The organism is Vibrio sp. S234-5, from assembly GCF_000960595.1.
Classification (GTDB): domain Bacteria; phylum Pseudomonadota; class Gammaproteobacteria; order Enterobacterales; family Vibrionaceae; genus Vibrio.
Window position 1 is genome coordinate 1 of record NZ_JZAM01000156.1, and the last position, 2,291, is coordinate 2,291.

Annotated in this window: 5 protein-coding genes and 1 pseudogene; 4 read left to right on the forward strand and 2 right to left on the reverse strand. The window is 41.9% G+C overall.

Features of this window, described 5'->3' with window-relative positions; genetic code table 11:
- Window positions 1-107: 107 nt before the first annotated feature.
- Both UF06_RS06570 and UF06_RS06575 read right to left on the reverse strand, forming a co-directional pair.
- Window positions 108-215: pseudogene (locus tag UF06_RS06570) on the reverse strand (type II toxin-antitoxin system mRNA interferase toxin, RelE/StbE family); the annotation flags it as partial.
- Window positions 205-453 (reverse strand): type II toxin-antitoxin system Phd/YefM family antitoxin, encoded by a 249-nt coding sequence (locus tag UF06_RS06575; RefSeq protein ID WP_000126952.1) that lies wholly within the window; start codon window positions 451-453, stop codon window positions 205-207. The gene UF06_RS06575 and the pseudogene UF06_RS06570, both read right to left, overlap by 11 nt.
- 234 nt (window positions 454-687) lie before the next feature.
- On the opposite strand from UF06_RS06575, the gene UF06_RS06580 reads away from it, so the two are divergent.
- The 4 genes from UF06_RS06580 to UF06_RS23910 all read left to right on the forward strand — a co-directional run bounded on the left by UF06_RS06580 (window position 688) and on the right by UF06_RS23910 (window position 2,203).
- A complete protein-coding gene (locus UF06_RS06580; protein WP_000843587.1) occupies window positions 688-1,020 on the forward strand; it encodes a type II toxin-antitoxin system RelE/ParE family toxin in 333 nt (110 codons plus the stop codon).
- Window positions 1,007-1,321, forward strand: coding sequence for a DNA-binding transcriptional regulator (locus UF06_RS06585; protein ID WP_000071008.1), 315 nt, complete (start codon window positions 1,007-1,009; stop codon window positions 1,319-1,321). The genes UF06_RS06580 and UF06_RS06585 overlap by 14 nt, the downstream gene beginning before the upstream one ends.
- Window positions 1,322-1,749: 428 nt before the next feature.
- Window positions 1,750-1,908 (forward strand): DUF3265 domain-containing protein, encoded by a 159-nt coding sequence (locus UF06_RS23905; RefSeq protein ID WP_082069607.1) that lies wholly within the window; start codon window positions 1,750-1,752, stop codon window positions 1,906-1,908.
- 115 nt (window positions 1,909-2,023) lie between these two features.
- On the forward strand, window positions 2,024-2,203 hold the full coding sequence (locus UF06_RS23910) for a hypothetical protein (RefSeq protein ID WP_082069608.1): 180 nt from the start codon (window positions 2,024-2,026) through the stop codon (window positions 2,201-2,203).
- The last annotated feature ends 88 nt before the right edge of the window (window positions 2,204-2,291 follow it).

Here is a 2,291-nt window from a genome sequence, read left to right on the forward strand (position 1 = left end):
TAGAGCAATAATGGAAAGGGCCGCGTATTCCAAAGCGATGGTAAAGAAGTGAAGTTGACATTAACTGGCTATTTTTGGCGATATGGTATCAGAAAAGCCATTCAGGTATCGATTTTCCGGATGAACCGTTTCTTTTTAAATTGCTGTTGTAGTGTAGAGCCAAGTTTTTTCCATTCTTTTAAGGCGCTCTTTTTGAAATCAAGTTTATAGGTCATCGATGTTTACCGAAATGCTTTCTTCAGACTCTCGTTCTCTTGCAATAGCTAATAGTTCGAGATCATCGAGTCGATCCATCATCATTTCGTATGCTTTTGCTGGAACACAGTAAAAAGCAGGTTCGTTTCGGTTAAGTACAGCGACAGGTTCACCATATGCACTTGTTGCAACTTTCATAGGATTAGCTTTTAATTCAGTAATACTTGCAGCCACATCGGCTAAGATTCTAGCGGTCATTTATTGAGTCCTTTAAGTGGTCTTTATAAAGGTCATTCTAGCGCTATAAGAACGGTATAACAAGGCGTTCAAGAGGGACAGCCAACGCGTGGCATTTTTATTATGCGTTGGTTTTTGTGATTACAGTGTTGTGCGGAAGCTTAGTAGTAGCGTTGGCTGCCCCTTAACGCGGCGTTATAGCTCTTATCTGAACTAGTTCTTGCTATCTGTACGCTTGTTGCGTACACTTTCTGTATGAAAAGTGTATTTGTCGAATCAACAATTTTTGAAAAGTACCGAGATGAGTATCTCAGTGATGAGGAGTATAGGCTCTTTCAAGCAGAGCTAATGCTAAACCCCAAGCTGGGTGATGTGATTCAAGGTACTGGCGGTTTGCGAAAAATTCGAGTTGCGAGTAAAGGTAAGGGAAAGCGTGGTGGTTCACGGATTATCTATTACTTTCTCGATGAAAAGAGGCGTTTCTATTTGCTAACCATTTACGGCAAAAATGAAATGTCCGATTTGAATGCAAATCAAAGGAAACAACTAATGGCTTTTATGGAGGCGTGGCGCAATGAGCAATCGTGATTTATTTGCAGAGTTAAGCTCAGCTCTTGTTGAGGCTAAACAGCATTCAGAAGGTAAGCTTACGCTGAAAACACATCATGTGAATGACGTGGGAGAGTTGAACATCTCACCGGATGAAATCGTGAGTATTCGCGAGCAGTTTAATATGTCCCGCGGAGTTTTCGCGCGGTTACTTCATACGTCTTCGCGCACATTAGAAAACTGGGAACAAGGTCGTAGCGTGCCAAATGGTCAAGCGGTCACTCTTTTAAAGTTAGTACAGCGTCATCCAGAAACGTTGTCACACATAGCCGAGCTATAACAAACGCTTCAAGAGGGACAGCCAACGCATGGCATTTTACTATGCGTTGGTTTTCGTGGTTACTGTGTTATGCGGAGAGTCAGTAGTAGCGTTGGCTGCCCCTTAAGCGGGCGTTATGCTTAATAACGTAAAATCAGTGGTTTATGGTTTTTCTTTGTTCCCTAGGCTGATTGTTTTTGTGCTTATCGGCAACTTGGCTTCAGTGGGCGCTGTTTTCCGGACACTTATTCTTTGGCGCTGAAAATTCAGAGCGTTGCCTCAGTCAATTTTCGGGTAAGCGCGAGGTTAGGGCGGCTGGCTCAATCAGCAATTTGATCTTAGGTTTTTGAGCTTTAGCAGCCAAATTTCAAAGTCTGATTTTCAAAACTATGAGTCATTTCGGTTTTCTACGTTTTGGTTTTTGTTTGTGAATCAAAGCGGAGTTAATCTTGTTTCCAGAAAAACGTAACCCATTGAAGCTTAAGCATAACAAGGCGTTCAAGTGGGATTCGTGCCGCGTGGCATTTTGGGTTTGCAGTGAGTTTTGTGGTGAAGGTGGTCTGCGGAAGGTTGGTTTATGCGGCACTCACCCCTTAACGCAGCGTTAGGCTAGTCGGTAACATCACTAACTGACTCGCATTAATGACGTAATTTTTGTTCTTTCTTTGTTCGGGGCTATCATATTTTCGACGAATGTTGTTGCCACTTTCGATAGGTAAGTTGATGGGTATATTAGTTTTTATTGCAACGATAGTTTTGGTGAAATTTGTAGAAGCGCAACTTGGTTTCACATACAACATTTTCTCAGATCCATTTAACGTAAAACTGGCTGCATTAGACTTAGTGTTGTTTGTGTCTATTTATGGTTCATCCGGAAAATCGATACCTGAATGGCTTTTCTGATACCATATCGCCAAAAATAGCCAGTTAATGTCAACTTCACTTCTTTACCATCGCTTTGGAATACGCGGCCCTTTCCATTATTGCTCTA